Annotated in this window: 21 protein-coding genes; 12 read left to right on the forward strand and 9 right to left on the reverse strand. The window is 41.4% G+C overall.

Features of this window, described 5'->3' with window-relative positions:
- Window positions 1-82 precede the first annotated feature (82 nt).
- The 4 genes from rpsF (at window position 83) to O3Q51_01480 (ending at window position 1,726) form a co-directional block, all read left to right on the forward strand.
- Window positions 83-433, forward strand: coding sequence for a 30S ribosomal protein S6 (gene rpsF, locus O3Q51_01465; GenBank protein MCZ4407459.1), 351 nt, complete (start codon window positions 83-85; stop codon window positions 431-433).
- Window positions 434-444: 11 nt separating this feature from the next.
- The gene (gene rpsR, locus O3Q51_01470) at window positions 445-714 is read left to right on the forward strand and encodes a 30S ribosomal protein S18 (GenBank protein ID MCZ4407460.1); all 270 of its coding nucleotides are present in this window, start codon (window positions 445-447) and stop codon (window positions 712-714) included.
- 4 nt (window positions 715-718) lie between these two features.
- Window positions 719-1,165: a 50S ribosomal protein L9 gene (gene rplI / locus O3Q51_01475; protein ID MCZ4407461.1), complete on the forward strand. Its 447-nt coding sequence runs from the start codon at window positions 719-721 to the stop codon at window positions 1,163-1,165.
- Between the two features lie 108 nt (window positions 1,166-1,273).
- Window positions 1,274-1,726 (forward strand): DUF4199 domain-containing protein, encoded by a 453-nt coding sequence (locus O3Q51_01480; protein MCZ4407462.1) that lies wholly within the window; start codon window positions 1,274-1,276, stop codon window positions 1,724-1,726.
- Here O3Q51_01480 and O3Q51_01485 read toward each other — a convergent pair.
- Window positions 1,704-3,176, reverse strand: a complete 1,473-nt coding sequence (locus O3Q51_01485) for an SDR family oxidoreductase (GenBank protein MCZ4407463.1) — start codon at window positions 3,174-3,176, stop codon at window positions 1,704-1,706. The two genes, O3Q51_01480 and O3Q51_01485, sit on opposite strands and share 23 nt — an antisense overlap.
- Before the next feature lie 79 nt (window positions 3,177-3,255).
- Here O3Q51_01485 and O3Q51_01490 point away from each other — a divergent pair, with 79 nt between their 5' ends.
- A complete protein-coding gene (locus tag O3Q51_01490; GenBank protein ID MCZ4407464.1) occupies window positions 3,256-4,158 on the forward strand; it encodes a hypothetical protein in 903 nt (300 codons plus the stop codon).
- Here O3Q51_01490 and O3Q51_01495 read toward each other — a convergent pair.
- The 6 genes from O3Q51_01495 to pruA all read right to left on the reverse strand — a co-directional run bounded on the left by O3Q51_01495 (window position 4,141) and on the right by pruA (window position 9,215).
- Window positions 4,141-5,412, reverse strand: a complete 1,272-nt coding sequence (locus O3Q51_01495; GenBank protein MCZ4407465.1) for a sodium:proton exchanger — start codon at window positions 5,410-5,412, stop codon at window positions 4,141-4,143. The genes O3Q51_01490 and O3Q51_01495 overlap by 18 nt on opposite strands.
- Window positions 5,413-5,475: 63 nt before the next feature.
- A complete protein-coding gene (locus O3Q51_01500; GenBank protein MCZ4407466.1) occupies window positions 5,476-5,640 on the reverse strand; it encodes a hypothetical protein in 165 nt (54 codons plus the stop codon).
- Between the two features lie 123 nt (window positions 5,641-5,763).
- On the reverse strand, window positions 5,764-6,489 hold the full coding sequence (locus O3Q51_01505; protein MCZ4407467.1) for a hypothetical protein: 726 nt from the start codon (window positions 6,487-6,489) through the stop codon (window positions 5,764-5,766).
- A gap of 55 nt (window positions 6,490-6,544) precedes the next feature.
- Window positions 6,545-7,144, reverse strand: a complete 600-nt coding sequence (locus O3Q51_01510) for a hypothetical protein (protein MCZ4407468.1) — start codon at window positions 7,142-7,144, stop codon at window positions 6,545-6,547.
- A 64-nt stretch (window positions 7,145-7,208) separates the two neighbouring features.
- Window positions 7,209-7,532: a septum formation initiator family protein gene (locus O3Q51_01515; protein ID MCZ4407469.1), complete on the reverse strand. Its 324-nt coding sequence runs from the start codon at window positions 7,530-7,532 to the stop codon at window positions 7,209-7,211.
- A 54-nt stretch (window positions 7,533-7,586) separates the two neighbouring features.
- Complete coding sequence (gene pruA, locus O3Q51_01520) at window positions 7,587-9,215, reverse strand: L-glutamate gamma-semialdehyde dehydrogenase (GenBank protein MCZ4407470.1); 1,629 nt, start codon at window positions 9,213-9,215, stop codon at window positions 7,587-7,589.
- 232 nt (window positions 9,216-9,447) lie between these two features.
- Here pruA and O3Q51_01525 point away from each other — a divergent pair, with 232 nt between their 5' ends.
- Window positions 9,448-12,513, forward strand: coding sequence for a triple tyrosine motif-containing protein (locus O3Q51_01525; GenBank protein MCZ4407471.1), 3,066 nt, complete (start codon window positions 9,448-9,450; stop codon window positions 12,511-12,513).
- A gap of 1 nt (window position 12,514) precedes the next feature.
- On the opposite strand, the gene apaG is transcribed toward O3Q51_01525, so the two are convergent.
- Window positions 12,515-12,901, reverse strand: coding sequence for a Co2+/Mg2+ efflux protein ApaG (gene apaG / locus O3Q51_01530; protein MCZ4407472.1), 387 nt, complete (start codon window positions 12,899-12,901; stop codon window positions 12,515-12,517).
- Between the two features lie 71 nt (window positions 12,902-12,972).
- Window positions 12,973-14,307 carry a DUF5103 domain-containing protein gene (locus tag O3Q51_01535; GenBank protein ID MCZ4407473.1) on the reverse strand — a complete coding sequence of 445 codons (1,335 nt, stop codon included), beginning with the start codon at window positions 14,305-14,307 and terminating at the stop codon, window positions 12,973-12,975.
- A gap of 149 nt (window positions 14,308-14,456) precedes the next feature.
- Between O3Q51_01535 and O3Q51_01540 the strand changes: the two genes are divergently transcribed.
- The 6 genes from O3Q51_01540 to nqrF are packed head-to-tail and all read left to right on the forward strand — an operon-like array spanning window position 14,457 to window position 20,430.
- Entirely contained in the window at window positions 14,457-15,809 is a 1,353-nt protein-coding gene (locus O3Q51_01540) for a Na(+)-translocating NADH-quinone reductase subunit A (protein MCZ4407474.1), read from the forward strand.
- A 15-nt stretch (window positions 15,810-15,824) separates the two neighbouring features.
- Window positions 15,825-17,024 carry an NADH:ubiquinone reductase (Na(+)-transporting) subunit B gene (locus tag O3Q51_01545; GenBank protein ID MCZ4407475.1) on the forward strand — a complete coding sequence of 400 codons (1,200 nt, stop codon included), beginning with the start codon at window positions 15,825-15,827 and terminating at the stop codon, window positions 17,022-17,024.
- 2 nt (window positions 17,025-17,026) lie between these two features.
- The gene (nqrC, locus tag O3Q51_01550; GenBank protein ID MCZ4407476.1) at window positions 17,027-17,788 is read left to right on the forward strand and encodes an NADH:ubiquinone reductase (Na(+)-transporting) subunit C; all 762 of its coding nucleotides are present in this window, start codon (window positions 17,027-17,029) and stop codon (window positions 17,786-17,788) included.
- Window positions 17,785-18,495, forward strand: coding sequence for an NADH:ubiquinone reductase (Na(+)-transporting) subunit D (locus tag O3Q51_01555; GenBank protein ID MCZ4407477.1), 711 nt, complete (start codon window positions 17,785-17,787; stop codon window positions 18,493-18,495). The genes nqrC and O3Q51_01555 overlap by 4 nt, the downstream gene beginning before the upstream one ends.
- 3 nt (window positions 18,496-18,498) lie before the next feature.
- The gene (gene nqrE, locus O3Q51_01560) at window positions 18,499-19,113 is read left to right on the forward strand and encodes an NADH:ubiquinone reductase (Na(+)-transporting) subunit E (protein ID MCZ4407478.1); all 615 of its coding nucleotides are present in this window, start codon (window positions 18,499-18,501) and stop codon (window positions 19,111-19,113) included.
- Window positions 19,114-19,134: 21 nt separating this feature from the next.
- Window positions 19,135-20,430 (forward strand): NADH:ubiquinone reductase (Na(+)-transporting) subunit F, encoded by a 1,296-nt coding sequence (gene nqrF / locus O3Q51_01565; protein ID MCZ4407479.1) that lies wholly within the window; start codon window positions 19,135-19,137, stop codon window positions 20,428-20,430.
- Window positions 20,431-20,519 lie beyond the last annotated feature (89 nt).

Below are 20,519 nucleotides of genomic sequence, written 5' to 3' on the forward strand. Positions count from 1 at the left end.
TTTGCAGCTTGCTACAGATCAGTTTTTTGCTACCTTTGCACTCCATTTTTTTAATACAAATTATTAACACCAAAAGGAAGTTATGACTAATCGTTATGAAACTGTCTTCATTTTGACTCCCGTTTTGTCTGAAGAACAGGCAAAGGAGACAGTTGCGAAGTTTAAAAGTCTTCTAAAGGATGGTGGAGCAAAAATGCACCACGAAGAAGACTGGGGTCTGCGAAAGCTGGCCTATCCTATTCAGAAAAAATCGACAGGTTTTTACCACTTGGTCGAGTTTGAAGCTGAAGGATCTCTTATTGCAGACATGGAACTGGCTTTCCGTCGCGATGAAAGAGTTATCCGATTTCTCACAGTAAGAATGGACAAGCACGCCATTGAATACGCGGAGAAAAGACGCAGTAACAAATCAAAAGAAAAAGCGAACGCTTAAAATCGACAGACATGGCAGATAAGACCGAAATAAGATACCTTACTCCGATCAGCATCGACACTCAGAAAGAGAAATACTGTCGATTCAAGAAGAAGCGTATCAAATTTATTGATTACAAAGACCCAAACTTTTTGTTGAAATTAGTCAACGAACAAGGGAAAATTCTTCCACGACGAGTTACAGGTACCTCGTTGAAATACCAGCGTCGAGTGGCTCAAGCTATCAAGCGAGCACGTCACTTAGCTCTTCTTCCTTATGTTGCTGACCTTTTAAAGAACTAGAAAGATGGAAGTAATACTTAAAAAAGACGTAGAGAATCTTGGTTACCAAGATGATATGGTTGATGTAAAGCCCGGGTATGCTAGAAATTTTCTAGTTCCGAGAGGTTTGGCAGTTTTGGCAACAGCTTCTCAAAAGAAAATGTTGGAAGAGACTATTCGTCAACGTGCTCACAAAGAAGAAAAAATTCAAGCTGAGGCCAATGCTAAAGCGGCTAAGCTCGAAAATGAAACGATTAAAATCGGTGCTAAAGTTGGAGAGAACGGAAAGATTTTCGGTTCTGTAAATACGATCCAATTGGCTGATGCTTTGAAAGAAGCCGGTCACGAGGTTGATCGCAAACACATCGTAATCAAAAACGAGCCGATTAAAGAGATTGGAACTTATGAGGCTGAAGTGACCTTGCACAAGGACATCAAGCAAACCATCAAATTTGAGGTTGTAGGAGAATAAGTTTTTTTTGATCAGGATTTGAAGCCCGAATGTATGTTCGGGCTTTTTTTGTGTTTTCATTTTGGTATAGACCTTGCTTCTTTTTGCAGTATGAAAACAAAAGATAAAATGAGTAAAGGATTTGTGTACGGACTGATAATGGCAGCTGGCCTGGTTGCTTACTTTTTGTTGATGAAGTTGCTCGGATTGGAAACCAATTTCTATTTACGAATTTTCAATTTCATAATCCTCATAGCAGGAGTCTATTTCCTTATGAGAAATGAGATTGTTCGTTCAACACAATCGGTCACTTATTTTGAGGGACTAGGTTTAGGGTTGAGAGCCACCGTCAGTTCCGTCATCGTATTCCTGATTTTTCTGGCGGGATATATTAATTTCTTTGATCCTGAATTTATGCAGATACTCAAAGAGTCAGAAATTTGGGGAACTGATATAACACTCTCTCAGGCAGTAACCGGAATTCTGATAGAAGGGATAGCCTCTTCTGTAGTCATTAGCTTTGCATGGATGCAGTACTTTAAAAAGTATACCGTCTCTCCTAATGCTTCTCTGAATATTTAGCGGTCGATCTTTCGTACGATACGAGCTTGTTGATCATTCCGTTGAAAACAAAGATGTGAAACGGCCAAACGGCGTACCAATAGAGTCTTCCTAGTAAGCCTTTGGGGCGAAAAGTAGCAATTTGGCTGACGATATTTTTTCCGTTTTTTTGGAGAACTCTGAACTCGAGCCAAGCTTCACCCGGTAGTTTCATTTCGGCGTAGAGCAAAAGTCTTCCATTTTCGCGTGAAGCAATAATGACTCTCCAAAAATCCAAAGCGTCTCCGGGATAGATTTCGGTGGGGCTTCTTCGGCCTCTGCGCAAGCCTATGCCTCCAAATAGTTTATCTAAGTAGCCTCTTATTTTCCAGAGAAATGTGCCGTAGTACCATCCTTGCTCTCCTCCAATCCTCCAAATATTGTCCAGCACTTCTATAGAAGGTCTTGTAAGGATTCGTTGCTTTTTGTCTTTGAAACACCCGTGTTCAGGTACTTTAACAAACTCCTCAATATTAGAAACTTCGCTTCCACTGGTCACTACTGCATCTTTCCAGCTTGATAAAACCAGGTTTTGTTCGATCTTTTGGAAAGCCAATTCCACAGCTTGCTTATAAGTGATTGGCTTCACTGAAATAGTATTGCTCAGCCCATCATTTTTCGCAATCACGTCTACTTTCATGCTGTCGACCAGATTACTTGCCAGATTATAGCTTGTAGCTGTGACAAAGTACAACCACATAGATGACAGTCTGGGTGATAACACGGGAACTGTGTAAATGTATCTGTTCAAGTCGCGCACCTCACTGTACTGAAGCAGCATTTCTTTGTAGGTAAGTACTTCCGGGCCACCTATATCATATACTTTATTCTCAGTCTCTTCTTTATCGAGTACACCGCTCAAGTAATGAATGACATTTCGAATTGCAATTGGCTGGCATTTTGTATTTAGCCATTTCGGAGCAATCATAACGGGGAGCTTCTCCACCAAGTCACGAATAATCTCGAAACTAGCAGAGCCACTACCCACAATTATTCCTGCTCTGAGGACGGTATGAGATGCTTTGGAAGATTTGAGAACATTTTCTACTACCAGCCTGCTATTAAGGTGTTCTGACAATTCATCATCATTGACGATACCGCTCAGATAAACGATTCGCTTACATTCGGTAGAATCAAGAAAATCTACAAAGTTTTGCGCTGACTGCCTTTCCATTTCTGAGAAGTTACCTAGCTTATCACTCATCGAGTGGATGAGGTAGTATGCAGCATCAAAGTCCAAAGGTAAATTGCTGATCGTTTCGGGTTTTAAAAAATCCGCTTCTACGATCTCTATTTGATCCTGTTTGGTCGTATCTATGGGAAATCTTGTCTGATCTCTTACGCAACAATAAACAAAGTGCCCCTGATCTAGAAGAGAGGGTAAAAGACGCATACCAATGTATCCGTTAGCTCCGGTGAGTAGGATTTTCATATTAATAGAACGTGGGGATTCCAAAGATTGTTGGAAAACTGATTAGATGGTATCAAAAGGCAAAAATTATATTTGTTCCGTGTCTATCCGTTTAGCGTTTTTTCTGTTTGTGTTTTTTGGGCTTTCCGCTTTTTCAGCGAAAGGTCAAGATCTGATTATTCGGATTTACGGAGATACCATTCACTCCAAGATTGATAGGGAAGACGAACGATTTATCTATTACCGAACTGAAAGGACGAGTCGAGGTGAGACCGAGGTTATTGCACGCAAAGAGGTCAGGGAAATTCTTTATGGGATCGACACTTCCATAAAAACTAAGATTCCACCTAAGAAGTTTGAGAAAGGGTATAAATCTTTTCAAGTTTCAGTCCACGCCGGCTATTCAAGGATTTTGAGTACAGACGATCTTTATGGAGATGATTTCGAATCCGTTTACGATGAGATGAGAAACGGATTTTTTGTGGATGCACGGGCAAACTATTTCTTTAATAAAGGTATCGGCCTTGGAGTGCTTTACTCCACTTCGGGTTACCAGACAGATTCTGATATTCCCGTTCTGGTTTCTCTCCCGTCAGGCACGGATTTGATAGGGGAATTGTCTCATGATCGCACTTTAAATTACTATGCACTCAATTTGGCTTTTAGAATAAACCAATCTTCTACTGTAAATTTCCAAATAGATGTGGGTATGGGGCTCTTGACTTTTGAAGATCAGGGTGATTTCATCGGAGCTTACAACCTAACATCTTCTGCCTTAGGAGGCCATCTTTCTGCTAGTTTCCAACTGGGTCTTGGAGAAGGGTTTTATTTGCCTGCTTTCTTTTCGCTAAAGGGCTTTAGCTTAAGCTCATTCGAACTTAACCCTTCCTCTGAGATGAACCCCGAGCTTGCATTGGGTTTGCAAAGTCTTTATGACAATCTGGAAGGAGGAATTACAGCAGGGAGACTACAACTAGGACTAGGGCTAGGCTTTTCCTTCTGAAGGCGCAATATTCGGTGTCTTGACTATTGAAGAGGATTCAGATTTCACTTCTCCTCCTCCTTCTTCTGTTATCTGCTCCGAACTCTTGTCGGATTTGGTTCTTATGAGTCCGAATGTCATGATAAGGCTAGTAGCCAAGATCACGAAAAGTAAAAGTCCGTCGGCGGTGCTATTGAGCTTCATGGAGTCGGGAATATCAAAAAACAACAGGATACTAATGAGACCTCTGGGGGCAATATAGACTTCCGGTAGAAGCTCGTGTTTTGCTACATACTTAAGGTACAATGCTCTGACTCCATAGATTATTATCACAGCTATTGTTCCGTTCATTAAGACACTCCAATTGAGCAGTGAATAGATATCCATGATGTATCCGAAGATCAGAAAGAAGAATGTTCTGATAATAAATGCACTTTCGGCGGTTAAGAGTAGAAATTGATCCAAGTCATTTCTCAGCTTTTCGTAAAGAAATAGTTCTTTAAATTTCTTAATGGGGATGATCTCAGCGTTGTTCAGGAACAATCCCAAAAAGAGAACGACGATTAGAGAAGAAAGGTGGAATTTTTTTCCAATTGCATACACCAGTAGGAGCAAGGCAAGAATCAAGAAAAACTTGATATGGTGTGTGATTCGCTTAATCAGAAAAAGAAAAATTACCGAAATCGCTACTGCAATTAGGAGCGTAATAACAATGTCTTTACTTAGATTGAAGTAAGCCGTAAAGTCATATGTTTCATTCTGTTTGGCGAAATAGAAAAACATAATACCGAGTATGTCTGAAAAACTCGAATCATATATGACGAATTCCTTTTTTCTCTTAGAAAGATCACTGACTGAAGGTATGGCAATGGCACTGCTGATAATTGCCAGTGGAACAGAGTTTACCAAACAAATTTGAAAAGGTAAATGGGTCATGTACCTAAACAGAAATGTAAGTATAAGGGCTGTAAAAATTAATATGAAAAAGGCTGATCCAAAAGTTGTTCGGATGAGCGCGATCTTATCTTTCTCGAATCGGAGTTCGAGAGCACCCTCCAGAACGATTAGCACCAAACCTACCGTGCCTATAACAGGCAAGAACTGCGAAACATTCGGTATTTCGATGCCCAAATACTTCAGGCCATACTGAATACCCAAGCCTGTTCCGAACAAGAAAATAACGGAAGGAACCTTGGTTCTTTTGGCAATCAAGTCAAAGGTGTAAGAGAACACCACGACCAGACTGAGAAAGATTAGAATGTAATTTGTATCCAAATTGCTTCTATGTTAAGGCGTCGAAGTTAACACTTCGCCTAGACATAGTACCTCCCGTAAGGTTTAAGATTGCATAAAAAGCATTGCATATGCGGCTGATGAGCACATGGCAATGGCTAGAAATACAAAAAGCACTTTATAACGAAATGAAGCTGCGAATTCTCCTGCCGCATCGGCAAGTAAAAACGAGTAGATGTTATCTACAGTTTTCTTAAAAATAGTAGTCATTGGTTGGTTGTTTGATTGGTCAATTGGTGATTAACGCAATGCAAGGTAACCAAAATAATCCTTTACTGTCAAATTATAATCCAACAAAAACCCTTCACCAAGACTCTATTAAGTAATTGTTGCCTAGTTAAAAGTCTTAGAATTCCAAGCGTGAATGCTGAACTTGGCATGAGAAGCAAACCACAGGTATGAGGTGATTCCCATTAGAAATATTACATTCCATCCAAAGGCAACGATGCGCATTAGACTAAAGAACTCTCCTGATACAGAAAGAAGGCTGGAAGGAACAGCAGCTGCTAAGAGGCCGGAAAGTCCGAGTACCGTTAAGAGAAGGGTTATGGGTGAGGTAAGGGGCCAGTTGACAATCTTACGATACCAAGCCATATCATCTCCCCACTTATCGATCAAATAGAAACGACCATCGTCTAGTGGAGCAAACAGCAATGGATCCTTATTAGAATCTTCGAGTTTGAACAACTTTGAAGGAGCCGCGATCATAAAAGCATCTAAATTATGACCTACTTTGCTCTCAGTCTCCTTGATTGAAGAGATAGCAGTGGAAGGAATGTCTCCCTTAAATTGTTTTGTACTTAGAAATCTCAGTCGGTACTTGACGCAAAGATTTTTAATACTATCAATATCAAAAATTCTTTCTTCCAACAGGTTTTCGGAAGAAGGAAGCGCTGATGATGTAGCTCCGTTGTTAATTGTTCGGAGCACTCGACGATCTTGTTCCCATTCCGCCTCAAAGAGAGCTTTGAATTGAGATAGAATTTGATTCTCACTAACTTCTTTCTGCACGCTGCGCTCTTTTAAAAGCGCTCTTTCCAAATTCACTTTTTCAAACATATGTCAATGTAATTTTTCTAATGCTAAGCTAACAAATCTCTTTTAGAGAAGTTTTTCAATTTAAGAATATATTGTGCTCAATGCTGTTTTTCTGTTTCAACATGAGCATTCTCATACGAATCTCGTCCAAAAGAAAACGTTCCATATCAATAGACGATTCTAGTTTTAAAAAGCTGATCTTCTTAGGGTCCTCTAGTTTTAATAGCCGAGCCAAATCGATCAGATTCAAATCGGCCGAAAAATATTCGGGAGCCAATATTTTATCAGATTCAGACATGTAGGCATTAAACATGCTAAATAGCGCATTACTAACGGGTGGGGTATCTTCGTGATCCATAATGATTACGTCTCCTCCTGGGTACATTTTTTCGCCCATGCGTAGAAAGAATCGTTCAACTTTGAATATACCGATGGCCTGTATTTCAATATCAGCAGAGCCATTGTTGTGACGAGAGATCACCTTTTTCAGGTTAACCATGCTGCCATAGCCCGACATAGTTCCATTCTCTGTAAAAGGAATGCCAAATGAAATTTGAACATCTTCGCAATCAGCGAGCAGCTGACGGTAACGCTCTTCGAAAATGTGCAGCTTTGTTGTTTCGCCCGGGAGAAGAAACAACTGCAATGGAAATAGGGCAAGTTGGGTCTTCTGCATAAGATCAAGATTTAAAAGTATAACAAGGAACGTAGCTGAATGTTACAAGAACTTGTGACAGTTACTATTCTTGTAGTAATACAAATATCTCTTCGTTTTCCCGCTTCATACGGTACTGCTCGCGAGCAAACTTTTCCAGTTTATCCTTATCCGAAGTTAGTTCTTGGATCTGTCTTTTTGCAGACTCCGTGTCGGTATCAAGAAAGTTGATTTCTTCTGATATTTCTCGCAGTTCCATCTTGATTTCGATTTGTGAAATAAGATCATGAGCATCAAAAAAACTGATGTAGAGCACGAAAATCACCAAAACTGCAACGTACTTATTTTTGAGTATAGGTGGAATCCGTTTTAGCATATGTAAAGCTACAGGAGCATTTTGACCTGGCAAAAAAAAGCTCCCGTTTTTATGCGGGAGCTAATGTTAAAAAGATGTGCCGTTTTTTTAACCCAAAAAAGGATATCTGAAGTCTGTTGGAGAAACCAACGTTTCTTTAATCGTTCTAGCAGAAACCCATCTGAGTAAGTTGAGGTGAGACCCTGCCTTATCATTAGTTCCTGAGCCTCTCGCTCCTCCGAAAGGTTGTTGACCAACCACAGCTCCCGTTGGCTTATCGTTGATATAAAAGTTTCCTGCTGCATTTTCCAGCATCTTGGTCGCTAGATTGACAGCATATCTGTCTTTTGCCAAAATGGCTCCTGTCAAGGCATATTCAGACGTTTCATCTACCAACTTTAGCGTTTCTTCATATTTTTCAGCATCGTATACGTAAATGGTCAAAACGGGCCCGAAAATTTCTTCGACCATGGTTTTGAATTTCGGATTGGTAGTCACTATAACAGTTGGTTCAATGAAGTAGCCATCACTCTTATCATATCCTCCTCCTGTGAGAATTTCCGCATCTGATTGCTCTTTGGCATAGTCGATGTATGCAGCAATTTTGTCAAATGCTTTCTCGTCGATTACAGCGTTTACAAAATTCGAGAAGTCAGTAGGAGCTCCCATTTTCATGTCTTTGCCGTCTTGGATCAATCCTGCTTTTACTTCAGGCCAGATATTGTCAGCAATATATGCTCTGGATGCGGCAGAACATTTTTGACCTTGAAATTCAAATGCTCCTCGGGTTAGTGCAGTGCTCACGGCTTTTGGCTCAGCTGATTTATGAGCGACTACGAAATCTTTTCCACCGGTCTCACCGACGATACGTGGGTATGTTTTGTATTTATCGATGTTTTTACCAATCGTCTTCCAGAGCATTTTGAAAACTCCTGTAGAGCCCGTGAAGTGCAGCCCAGCAAAATCAGGGTGTTCAAAGACAACTTCTCCGGCATCGGGCCCATCGACAGTTACCATATTGATCACCCCATCCGGGAGTCCCGCCTCTTTGAAGATTTTCATCACAACATTCGCGCTATAAATTTGTGAATCGGCTGGTTTCCATACACAAACATTTCCCATCATTGCAGCAGAAGCAGGTAAGTTCCCTGCGATGGCGGTGAAGTTGAAGGGAGTTATACAAAAAACAAAACCTTCCAGTGGGCGGTATTCAAGACGATTCCATACTCCTGGAGAGCTATTCGGTTGAACCGAATAGATTTCCTCCATATAATAGGCGTTGAATCGCAAAAAGTCAATCAACTCACAAACTGAATCGATTTCTGATTGAAATGCATTTTTACTTTGCGCTACCATCGTAGCTGCATTCATTTCATATCTGTAAGGACCTGCAATTAGGTCAGCGGCTCTTAAGAATATAGAAGCGCGCTGCTCCCAAGGAAGATTGGCCCATTCTTTTCTTGCAGCCAGAGCCGCGTCTATTGCTTTTTTAACGTGTTCTTTTCCACCAAAATTTGCTTGACCGACTTTTTTCTTGTGGTCAAAAGGGGGAGTCAAATCTTTATTCTTACTCGTGAAAATTTCTTCATTACCAATGTACATTGGCACGTTCACAGGCTCTTGGTTTAGCATACGGTCCAGAGCCGTTTGCAACTTTTGACGCTCGTCCGAGCCAGGTGCGTAATCAAATATTGGTTCGTTTGATGGATAAGGTATCTGATAAACTCCTTTAGGCATATTGATGGTTTTTTTGAGTAAATGGATTTCGCCGCAAAGGTACAAATCAAAACTCCGTTAAGAGAAATGGCAATAGAAAGTTTGAGATTGTACATTTGTCTGCCACCCCAAAGATTGGGTTATTGAAGCTTTGAAAATTCCCGAAATCAAGACTATCCTTTTTTTGCTACTTAGCTTTATAGTTCTAGGTAAAAGCCTTGTGGGCCAATCTGTACACTTCAATACCATTTCTTTGAAAGAAGGTCTTTCGCAGAATACGGTTACCACTATGATCCAGGATGATAGAGGTTATGTCTGGATGGGGACTAAAGATGGGTTGAACCGATTTGATGGCTATGACTTCATCGTATTTCGAAATTCTAAAGGGGATAGCACAGCACTTTCCAGCAATTCCATCACGTCCTTGTTCCAGGATACCGAGGGCATACTTTGGGTTGGAACTTCTTTTGGGTTAAACCGGTTCGACCCTAAGAGCTTTGAAACTCGGACTTACTTTCACTGGTTTGAAGACTCACTGACCATTAGTAGTAATTTTATCAAGAGCATAGGTCAAGATGCTGAAGGCAATATTTGGGTAGGGACAGACAATGGGCTCAACCGGCTGAATGATGAAGACAGTTCGTTCATACGCTATGAAATAACAGAGGGAGATTCTACGAGTTTGCCAGGCAAAGAAGTGAGGGATATATTGCTAGACGACATGGGTGCGCTTTGGATTGCCACCGAGGGAGGGTTGGCATCATATAATTCTTTTTCAGATTCTTTTAAACGATATCGCTACAAATTTGACGATGATAATAGTCTGAGCAACAACAATATTTTTTGTTTAGAAAAGGGTGATTTCAATACGGTTTGGATAGGAACAAGACAAGGTTTGAACGAGTTGAAAACTGACTCAATGACTTTCCGCCGCTATAATGCTAACCAGCCCAAACGAGAATTTCTTTCCTCAGATATTATCCAGTCGTTGCTGTACGATAACAAGGGCGACCTCTGGGTAGGCACACCATCTGGATTGAACAAGCTTTTTGATGAAAGAGAGAAGTCAATAGTATATAGATACGGTGAAAATGAACTCAACTCGTTGCCCAATGATTACATATTGAGTTTATTGCTTGACCGCTCCGGAGTAATATGGGTGGGAACTCAATCGGCGGGTGTGGCTACACTCGATCGCGAGGCTCCCCAGTTCAATTCCGTTACCTACTCAAACCTTAAAGGATACGAACCTGAACAGAATAGAATCTACGGATTCTCAGGATCTGGAGACACCTCTGTATGGGTGGCAACAGGTCAAGGGATTAATCTCTTTGATATTTACGCGGAAGAAAGCGTTTTCAATTTGAAGGGAAAGAATCATCCGATTAATCGAGATGATTGCACAGCACTTGCAGTAAAAGAATTAAATGACTCGATGCTGTATGTAGGAACTGCTGAAAAGGGGCTTTGGCAATACAATGTGGTTCGTGATGAGCTCAAAATTTTCGAGATAGATTCTGAAGACTCTCTGAGTTTGACTTCTAATAAAATTATAAAAATTGCAGATGATCAATCAGGTAACCTTTGGCTTGGCTCAGCCGGAGGTGGTTTGATCTACTTTGATGTAAAAACTGAGCAGTTCGAGTCCTTCAGGTTTGATGGTGGAGACCCCAATTCTATTCGTGACAATAATGTGATCAGTCTGGCTTTGGATAATAACGGGCTTCTTTATGCAGGTACTGGCAACGCAGGTCTCTATATTCTCGATACAAAGAGCAAACAGTTTATTGCCAGATATCACGTTAAATCAAATGACCGTCAAATACCCGATAATTCCATCAATTCCATAATGGTAGGCAGTGACGGCATCTTGTGGTTAGGCACAAACGGAGAAGGATTAGTGCGCATAGATCGAGACAGAGATTCTGTGGTAGTCTACAATAGGACTGACGGTTTGGCCAATCAGGTCGTCCACGGGATTACAAAAGACGTGTTTGGCATCATTTGGCTCAGCACCAATGCAGGACTCACTGCTTTCAATGAGGATACAAGAACCTTCAGAAACTATACGGAAGAAGTTGTATTAGGAAAGAATACCTTCTTGCAAGGTAGCTTTTTCAGAGATGGCGAGGGAGTGATCTATTTTGGCGGAGCAAACGGATTTGACTATTTCAACTCAATTGGTCTGCGAGAGAATGACTATAGTCCTTCGGTTTCGATAGTCGGATATAATCTCTACACTACTGAGGGGAGCGACACACTCCAAAAGATGATTTATAGCATAGATGATACATTGGCTATAAACGCTGACTATACAGGTGTGTCATTCACATTTTCTGCACTCAGTTTCAAGCAGCCTGAAAAAAATCAGTACGCTTTCCGTTTGTTAGGTGTCTTTGATGAATGGCAATACATTGGGACCAGGCGTTATGTGAGTTTTTCTACCGTAACTCCCGGCACTTACACGTTTGAGGTTATTGGTTCCAACAATGATGGCTTGTGGAGTAAAGAGCCTGCCAGAGTGACGCTTATTGTAGAGGCTTCTATTTGGGAAACGGCATGGTTTAGAATAGCCATGGTTTTCGTGGTTTTTGCAATTCTGTTCTTGATAAACCGCTATCAGATTGAATCTGAAAAAGCCAGGAGAAAAGTATTGGAGCATTCAGTTTCTATCCGAACGAAAGAAATTGCAAAAGAGAGAGATACGAATGTGGTACTTCTCCGTGAGGTGCATCACAGGGTGAAAAACAATCTGCAGATAATTGTGAGTTTACTGAGCCTTCAGTCTCATTATATCAAAGACAAAAGCATGCTTGATGTCTTTTCTGAAATTCAGAACAGAGTTAGGTCCATGTCTTTAATTCACCAAAAGATGTATAAGACTAAAAATTTGGCATCAGTAAATTTAAAAGAGTACTTGGACGATCTGGCGCAAAACCTGCTGGATACTTATCGAGTTGGTCAGAGCGTGAATTTATCGGTTGACATTTCCGTCGATAGATTCAGTGCAGATACACTAACACCATTGGGATTAATAATCAATGAGATTTTTTCGAATTCCCTAAAATATGCATTTCCAAATGGCGAAGAAGGAACGATTACCGTTGCTCTTCATCAAGTTGCCCCCGGCAAATTTCAATTGATTATTGGTGACAACGGAGTAGGTTTTCCTGATGATTTTGAGGAAGAAAAAGACTCCTTTGGAAGCGAGCTTATTGAAGCTTTGACTGAACAGCTAAATGGAACCTTGATCGTCAGAGATGACTTAAAAGGAGCTTTTTATCAGCTCGATTTCGAAGATGTAGGCAGTGATAACTGATTTAGTTCAGTCTGTGCGGAACCATCATCATGAATGAAGGAATGTTCACCTGGAACTCTTCTTCTGTCTCAAGATTCTTCATCATGTAATACCCGTACATCTTTCCGGTATCAGTCGTGAAGTCGCAAGATGAATTGTAAGAGTACGTCTCTCCGGGATTGATCACCGGTTGAACGCCAATGACTCCTTCACCTTCCACTTCTCTTCGTTTTGTTGAACTATCGTATATGTACCAATGCCTCTTCATCAACTGAATGGAGAAGCTATTGAGATTCTCAATCACGATATTGTAAGAGAAGAGAAAAAGTCCGTTTTCCGGCTTCGAAAAGCGATCTTCAAAATTGCACTTTACTGAAATCTTAATACCTGAACTTAAAGCTGTAGTCATGCTTGGTGCCTGAAGGTTTTCGCAAGGTGAAAAAAAACAAGATACTTTCAAAAGATACGGGTCGATTAAAGTTACCTGCCCAAACTATTCGCTCTTTCCGCACCAATCAAACGATCCGAAAAGTAACTCTGGTCTTTGAAGTAAACCAAAATTAAATAGTCATTCTCCGTCTCGGAGTGATTGCCGTCTGTCAGATCAGACGAACCCTGAGCTTCTCTTGGGTACTTCCACAGGTAGGTGTAATTGTAATATCCCTGTTTCAACTGCAGTGCCAACTCGTAACTGAGATTATCAGGATTGTAGGTCATGCGATGGGTCTTTTTTAACCTCCAATTAGAAAGTTGTCCCATCACAAACATCTCTCCATTTCCCAACATGGCATCTACAGGAAAACTGAAATGAACTGTGACATAATCCGACTCAAGGTGTGGATCGATCATGTCATCATTTTTCACCAAGAATTTTCCATTAATGTCATTTTCAAAAGTGTATTGTTTGAATGCTTTGCCCTGGTCGGGTGCCAAATAGATGTGGTATCCATCATCTTCCAGTCTAATCTCCTCCACCTCTTCACTGCGGTAGCGCAAACTCTTGCCATCAAAAAAGCGGAATTCATTTCCACCGTCAAAATCCAATTCGCCTTGGTAATTGTATGTGAGCTGCTCATTTTTAATGAAGTTGGGCTTGACACCTATAATGGCGTTGTCGTGCCTCAGGTTTTGCATGACCACGAGCTCTATATCTCGATATGGATTCATGGTTTGAATGGAGCCCAGATTCACTTCAATGTCCACTTCTTGTTTATACTCACGGTCTGATACTACATTTGAAGGGTGAATGCCGGCCCCTATGGTTACCCTCGGCTCTACGACCATAAATCTGCTGGTGAGAATCAAATCTTTGGGGTCTCCATTCGCATACACTTTAATCAGATAGTTTCCGCTCCTGTTTAAACCAATTCTGTCATTGGGAAACTCGAGTTTGTAATTGGCGTAGTTGTTTACCGTATTAAACGAAAAGTCGAAATCCGTTATAATGTCGCTATTGTATCCTTTCTGGTAGTCCATTTCCTGCAGATCGGAAGGTTTCCAGTCCCAGGTGCAATGGATGAATGAATAGTGCATCTCACGGGTGTTTTCATCCAAGTCGTCAAATCGCAAGATGAGCTTTTCATCTCCGTTTAGTGGGATGATTGGTGCATCAAGTTCCGATCCTTTGATATGAAGGATGACGGTTCGAATACTCTCGTCGTAAATTTTGTCTGTATACTGAAGTTCTTTATCGTCAAAATATTCAGGTTGTGACTTAGCCGCAGGGTCGTTTTCTGATTGAAGAGAGCTGGAAGCACTACAAGCTGAGATAAAAGGAGAAGTTAAAAACACAAGGAAGACGCACTTGTAGAACATCTTTGAAATAGTTTGCATAGCCTGGTAACGACAGTTTTATTTAGATATTTCTAAATAGTTTGTAAATAGTCATGAGCCTTTTAATAGCACTAGACAAAAATCAAAGTTATTGTTAATTTTGCCGGCAAATTTAAAGGACCTCTAAGTGCATGTCTAAGGCCATAAAAATAAAGAAAGGTGCGGATATTAAGTTAATCGGTGTAGCCGATAAAACTATTTCTGCTGCCCAAAGATCGACAGTTTTCGCTCTAAAACCCGATGATTTTTTTGGAACCATTCCAAAATTATCAGTGAAAGAAGGAGCCGAGGTGAAAGCTGGTTCTCCTCTGTTTTATGACAAAGCGAGAGAACGCGTAAAGTTTACCTCTCCCGTTAGCGGCGAGGTAGTGGAAGTAAAACGCGGAGCAAAACGTAAAATTTTGGAAGTAAAGGTTTTGGCTGATGTCGAAACCCGCTACGAAACTTTTACTCCCTGGGCTGGTGGTTCCGACAGGGAGGCTTTGGTAAATACCATGCTCAACATGGGGCTTTGGCCTTTTGTGAAGCAAAGACCTTATGGGGTTATTGCCAATCCTACTGATACGCCGCGCGACATTTTTGTGAGTTTTTACAACTCTGCACCTTTAGCACCCGAAGCATCTTTTGTCCTCGAAAGCGAAAAGGAAAATGTTCAACTTGCTCTTGATGCTTTGAATCTTTTGACCTCAGGCGAAGTGCATGTGGGGGTGAAAGCCGGCGATTCTTTCTTTGATGGGTTTACAGGAGTGAAGAAACACACCATTCAAGGTCCTCATCCTGCTGGTAATGTTGGGGTGCTTATACACCATGTTTCACCTATCAACAAAGGTGAAGTCGTTTGGACAGTCAACGGAATGGACATGGCACTCATAGGGAAATCACTGAAGTCCGGTCAGTTTAGGGCTGAGCGAACAGTAGCCCTTGTTGGTTCAGAAGTAGAGAATCCACATTTCTACACTACAATGATAGGAGCCAAAATGGACTCCATTTTAGGTGGAAAGCTGAAAGGAGATAACAATAGAATTATCAACGGCGATCCTCTTACAGGCGATGCAGTTGATGCTGAAGGACATTTGGGATTCTACAATTCTCAAATTACCGTATTGCCTGAAGGCGACCACAAGAAGTTTTTCTTAACGGAAGGATGGCTTGCTCCTGGCTTCAACAGTTTTAGTCTTTCTAAAGCATTTCCATCTTGGTTAAATCCGGGCAAGAGATACCGCCTCGACACTAATCTCAATGGTGAAGAGCGAGCATTTGTAGTAACGGGAGAGCTGGAAAAAGTTTTTCCTTTTGATATCTATCCAATGCAACTTATCAAGTCCATTATGGTTAATGATATTGATGCGATGGAGAAACTTGGTATATACGAAGTGCTTCCTGAAGACTTCGCTCTTTGCGAGTTTGCATGTACGTCAAAGGTCAACATTCAACAAGTTGTTGAAAATGGATTGGCCGATATGAGAAAAGAATTTGAATCTTAATTTAAATCAGCGAAAGTGAAAGTTGTTGAGAATCTATTGGGTAAGGTAAAACCCATTTTTGATAAGGGTGGAAAGCTGGAGAAGTTGTATCCGATGTATGATGCATTGGAAACGTTTGCATTTGTGCCTGATCATACCACGCACAAGGGAGCTCATATTCGAGACTCTATTGATATGAAACGAACCATGTTCTTGGTGATCGTTGCATTGATTCCCTGCCTTCTGTTCGGAATATACAATACAGGATACCAGCATTTCTTGGCGCTTCAGCAAGAAGCTTCCTTTATGGAGATGGTTGTTTTCGGACTATGGAAAGCTATTCCTCTAATAATTGTTTCGTATGGTGTAGGACTTGGTGTAGAGTTTATTTTTTGCATTATCAAAGGTCACTCTATCCAAGAAGGTTTTTTGGTTTCGGGAATGCTCATTCCTCTGATCATGCCGATGGATGTACCACTTTGGATGGTGGCGATTGCTACTGCATTTGCCGTGCTTATCGCTAAAGAAGTTTTCGGTGGAACCGGAATGAATATTCTGAATGTTGCTCTAACTGCTCGTGTATTCCTATTCTTTGCCTATCCCACCATGATGTCGGGAAATAAAGTATGGGTTAATACCGAAGGAGGAACAGTAGTGGATGGGTTTACTGGAGAGACCCTCCTTGGACAAGCGATTAGTCGCGGGGCAGATTTCTATGATACTGCAGGAGTTGCTTATGCTTCTGTTTCGGATAGTTTTATGGCCTCCTTTCTTGGTTTTATACCTGGATCAATTGGAGAAACGTCTACACTTGCCATATTAATCGGAGCAGCCATTCTTTTGTGGACAGGTGTGGCAAGTTGGAGAATTATGCTCTCTGCCGTAATCGGTGGCGCGGTCATGGGTTTGATTTTTAACATCCTCGGTCCACAGGTATCTCCTGACAATCTCTACCTTCAAGTGCCATGGTGGCATCAGTTGGTGATGGGAGGTTTCATGTTCGGAGTCGTATTTATGGCGACAGATCCTGTTTCAGCCGCACAGACGTACAAAGGGAAAGTGATTTACGGTTTCCTAATCGGGATACTCGGTATTTTGATTAGAGTAGCAAACCCGGCATACCCTGAAGGAATTATGTTGGCCATTCTATTTATGAATGTAATGGCACCAACCATCGATCATTATGTAGTCCAAGGAAACATTAATAAAAGACTCAAAAGACTTAAAACCGCTTAAAGATGGCAGTAGATAAAAACAGCAACTCTTTTACCTTCATCTTCGCCTTTATAATGGTAGTGGTGGTGGGAGCCGTGCTTTCATTTGCGGCAATGTCATTGAAACCGCTGCAGGTTAAGAATAACATTGACAAGAAAATGATCAATATCCTTACTTCAATCGGGGTTGAGGCTGACCGCGAAAATGCCAAGGAGCTTTTTTACGCTAATATTACTCAGCGCTACATTTTGAACTCGAAAGGTGAAATTCTATCAACCAAAGAAGGAGAAGTGATGCCGACGGACCCGAAAGACCCCTTTAACGTTGATGTGAAAAAAGAGTTTAGAGATCCGACCCTAAGTGTTGATGATCGCAACTACCCCCTTTATGTCGCTTCTATCGAGGGCGAAGAAGTAGTCATTATTCCGCTTGTGGGTAAAGGACTCTGGGGCCCAATATGGGGTTATGTTGCACTGGAAAGTGATTTCAATACCATTTACGGAGCAAATTTCGATCACAAGACTGAAACTCCGGGGTTAGGTGCTGAAATCAAAGAATCTTGGTTTTCAAATCCCTTTATTGGAAAAACCATCTATAACGAATCAGGCGAGTTGGTCTCTGTCGATGTAGTGAAGGGCTCTGCTGGTCCTGATAATCCTCATGCAGTTGATGGTATCACCGGCGGAACCATCACCAGTAATGGAGTTGATGAGATGCTGGAGCGCACCTTCGGGGTTTATGATTCGTATTTTAAAAACAATTCTCAAATCAGCCAAAAGCAATGAGCACTGAGACAGCCGCAGCGGCAAATACTCAAGAAGTTGTAAAAGAAGCAGTTCCAAGAGAACCACTCTTTTCGGCAAAGAACAAAAGACTCCTTACCGATCCGTTGAATGATGATAACCCAATTACCGTTCAGGTGTTGGGAATTTGTTCTGCACTAGCCATCACCGTGCAGGTGCAGCAGGCCGTGGTAATGTGTATGTCGGTACTTTTTGTAATGTTGTTTGGAAACATGATCATCTCTATGATGAGGAATGTGATCCCTTCCAGAATTCGAATCATTGTTCAGCTAGTAGTAGTTGCCTCATTGGTGATTTTGGTTGATCAGATTCTTAAAGCGTTCTTACCTGATATCGCAGAAAAACTATCCGTATTCATTGGTTTGATCATTACCAACTGTATTATCATGGGACGATTTGAAGCCTTTGCAATGGGTAATAAAGTATGGCCATCTGCACTAGACGGAATTGGAAATGCAATCGGATATGCTTGGATTTTGGTGGCAGTCGCCATTGTTCGTGAGATCTTCGGGTCAGGAGCGATCAGTTTTCCTGGTATCGGACAGATTAAATTCCTTCCCCAAAGCTTTTTCGATGCCGGGTATATGAACAATAACTTGATGATTCTTCCTCCGATGGCTTTGATCACCGTGGGTATTATCATTTGGATTCAACGTTCGAAGAATCAAAAACTCATTGAAGCAAACTAGGTCATGGAAGCAGTAAATATTTTCGTTAAGTCGATCTTTATCGACAACATGATTTTCGCATACTTCTTGGGTATGTGTTCATACTTGGCAGTATCCAAAACGGTTAAAACTGCAGTAGGTCTTGGAGCAGCAGTAATTTTCGTTCTTGGAATTACCGTACCCATTAACTACCTGCTTGAAAACTTTGTCTTGGCTGAAGGAGCACTCACTTGGGTCGACGAATCTTTCGCGACAGTTGATTTGAGCTTTTTAAGTTTCATTCTGTTCATCGCGGTTATTGCCTCTATGGTACAGCTTGTTGAGATGATCGTAGAGAAATTTGCTCCTGCGCTTTATGGAGCTCTAGGTATCTTTTTGCCGCTGATAGCAGTGAATTGCTCGATTCTTGGAGGTGCACTCTTTATGCAAGAACGTCAGTACACAAACATTGGCGATGCTACGGTGTTTGGTTTAGGAAGTGGAGTAGGTTGGTTTTTGGCTATTGTAGCTATTGCAGCCATTCGCGAAAAGATTCGCTATTCAAACGTTCCTGCGCCGCTTAGAGGACTTGGAATTACTTTTATCATTACAGGTCTCATGGGTCTAGGGTTTATGGCCTTCATGGGAATAGAATTATAAACAGATTAGAAAACAAGGAAGATGAGTGTAACTATCATAGCAACAATTGCCGTCTTTTTAGTGGTTACTATGTTGTTGGTGAGTGTTTTGCTTTTTGCAAAGTCAAAACTATCGCCCTCGGGATTGGTGAAGATTGAGATCAATGGTGAGAAAACCATTGAAGTGGAAGCTGGAAATACCTTGCTTTCTACGCTTGGTGAAGCGAAGATTTTCCTTCCTTCAGCTTGTGGAGGGGGAGGAACTTGCGCTATGTGCAAGTGTCAGGTTAATGACGGAGGTGGTGAAATTTTGCCAACCGAAGCGCCGTACTTCTCGCGTAAAGAAATTGCTGAACAGTGGAGGCTGGGTTGCCAAGTGAAAGTAAAAGGCGACATGAAGATCCATGTTCCTGAGGAGATTTTCGGAATCAAGAAATGGGAATGTGAAGTTGTTTCAAATTACAATGTCGCTTCATTCATTAAAGAATTTGTCGTTCGTTTGCCCGAAGGTGAAAACTTGGACTTCGAAGCTGGTGGATATATCCAAGTGGATGTTCCTCCGTGCGAGGTAGATTTCAAAGATATGGACATCACTTCACATCCTGAATTGGGTCGTGATCCAATGGACTTCAAAGGTGAGTGGGACAAGTTTGGTTTATGGGATCTCAAAATGAAGAACCCGGAGACAATTTTCCGAGCATACTCCATGGCCAATCACCCTGCGGAAGGAAATATTGTGATGCTGAACATCCGTATCGCTACTCCACCATGGGATAGAGAGAAAAACAAGTGGATGGATGTGAATCCTGGTATTTGTTCATCTTACGTATTTGGATGCAAGCCAGGTGATAAAGTAACTATTTCAGGCCCTTACGGTGAATTCTTCATCAAAGAGACTGGTTCTGAGATGCTTTACATCGGTGGTGGTGCCGGAATGGCACCGATGAGATCACACCTGTTCCACCTCTTCCATACATTGAAGACAGACCGCAAGGTATCCTACTGGTACGGTGGACGTTCGAAGAGAGAGCTATTCTACCTAGATCACTTCCGAGAGATCGAGAAGCAATTTCCGAACTTTACTTTCCATGTCGTTCTGTCTGAGCCCCTTCCTGAAGATAATTGGAAGGAGAAGAAGAGCATGGATGACGAAGGTGACGGATTTACCGGGTTTGTTCATCAGGCGGTGATAGATAACTATTTGGAACACCATGAAGCGCCAGAGGATATTGAATTTTATTTCTGTGGACCTCCTTTGATGAATGCTGCCGTTCTAAAAATGGTAGACGATTGGGGAGTACCACCTGAGAATGTGGCCTTCGATGATTTTGGAGGGTAAAGGATAATAAGTTACGATATAAAAAAACCCCGCCATTGGCGGGGTTTTTTTTTGATTCAGAGATTTTGGCTTCTCTTTTTTGCAGTTCT

It is taken from the genome of Cryomorphaceae bacterium 1068 (assembly GCA_027214385.1).
Taxonomy (GTDB): domain Bacteria; phylum Bacteroidota; class Bacteroidia; order Flavobacteriales_D; family Cryomorphaceae; genus JAKVAV01.

Excerpts from the sequence above, each read along its gene's own strand:
- apaG (MCZ4407472.1), bottom strand. The coding sequence starts at position 12,901 with ATGACTACAGCTTTAAGTTCAGGTATTAAGATTTCAGTAAAGTGCAAT.
- O3Q51_01505 (MCZ4407467.1), bottom strand. The coding sequence starts at position 6,489 with ATGTTTGAAAAAGTGAATTTGGAAAGAGCGCTTTTAAAAGAGCGCAGC.
- O3Q51_01540 (MCZ4407474.1), top strand. The coding sequence starts at position 14,457 with ATGTCTAAGGCCATAAAAATAAAGAAAGGTGCGGATATTAAGTTAATC.
- O3Q51_01510 (MCZ4407468.1), bottom strand. The coding sequence starts at position 7,144 with ATGCAGAAGACCCAACTTGCCCTATTTCCATTGCAGTTGTTTCTTCTC.
- nqrF (MCZ4407479.1), top strand. The coding sequence starts at position 19,135 with ATGAGTGTAACTATCATAGCAACAATTGCCGTCTTTTTAGTGGTTACT.
- O3Q51_01555 (MCZ4407477.1), top strand. The coding sequence starts at position 17,785 with ATGAGCACTGAGACAGCCGCAGCGGCAAATACTCAAGAAGTTGTAAAA.
- rpsR (MCZ4407460.1), top strand. The coding sequence starts at position 445 with ATGGCAGATAAGACCGAAATAAGATACCTTACTCCGATCAGCATCGAC.
- O3Q51_01500 (MCZ4407466.1), bottom strand. The coding sequence starts at position 5,640 with ATGACTACTATTTTTAAGAAAACTGTAGATAACATCTACTCGTTTTTA.
- nqrC (MCZ4407476.1), top strand. The coding sequence starts at position 17,027 with ATGGCAGTAGATAAAAACAGCAACTCTTTTACCTTCATCTTCGCCTTT.
- pruA (MCZ4407470.1), bottom strand. The coding sequence starts at position 9,215 with ATGCCTAAAGGAGTTTATCAGATACCTTATCCATCAAACGAACCAATA.
- O3Q51_01485 (MCZ4407463.1), bottom strand. The coding sequence starts at position 3,176 with ATGAAAATCCTACTCACCGGAGCTAACGGATACATTGGTATGCGTCTT.
- O3Q51_01480 (MCZ4407462.1), top strand. The coding sequence starts at position 1,274 with ATGAGTAAAGGATTTGTGTACGGACTGATAATGGCAGCTGGCCTGGTT.
- rpsF (MCZ4407459.1), top strand. The coding sequence starts at position 83 with ATGACTAATCGTTATGAAACTGTCTTCATTTTGACTCCCGTTTTGTCT.
- rplI (MCZ4407461.1), top strand. The coding sequence starts at position 719 with ATGGAAGTAATACTTAAAAAAGACGTAGAGAATCTTGGTTACCAAGAT.
- nqrE (MCZ4407478.1), top strand. The coding sequence starts at position 18,499 with ATGGAAGCAGTAAATATTTTCGTTAAGTCGATCTTTATCGACAACATG.
- O3Q51_01535 (MCZ4407473.1), bottom strand. The coding sequence starts at position 14,307 with ATGTTCTACAAGTGCGTCTTCCTTGTGTTTTTAACTTCTCCTTTTATC.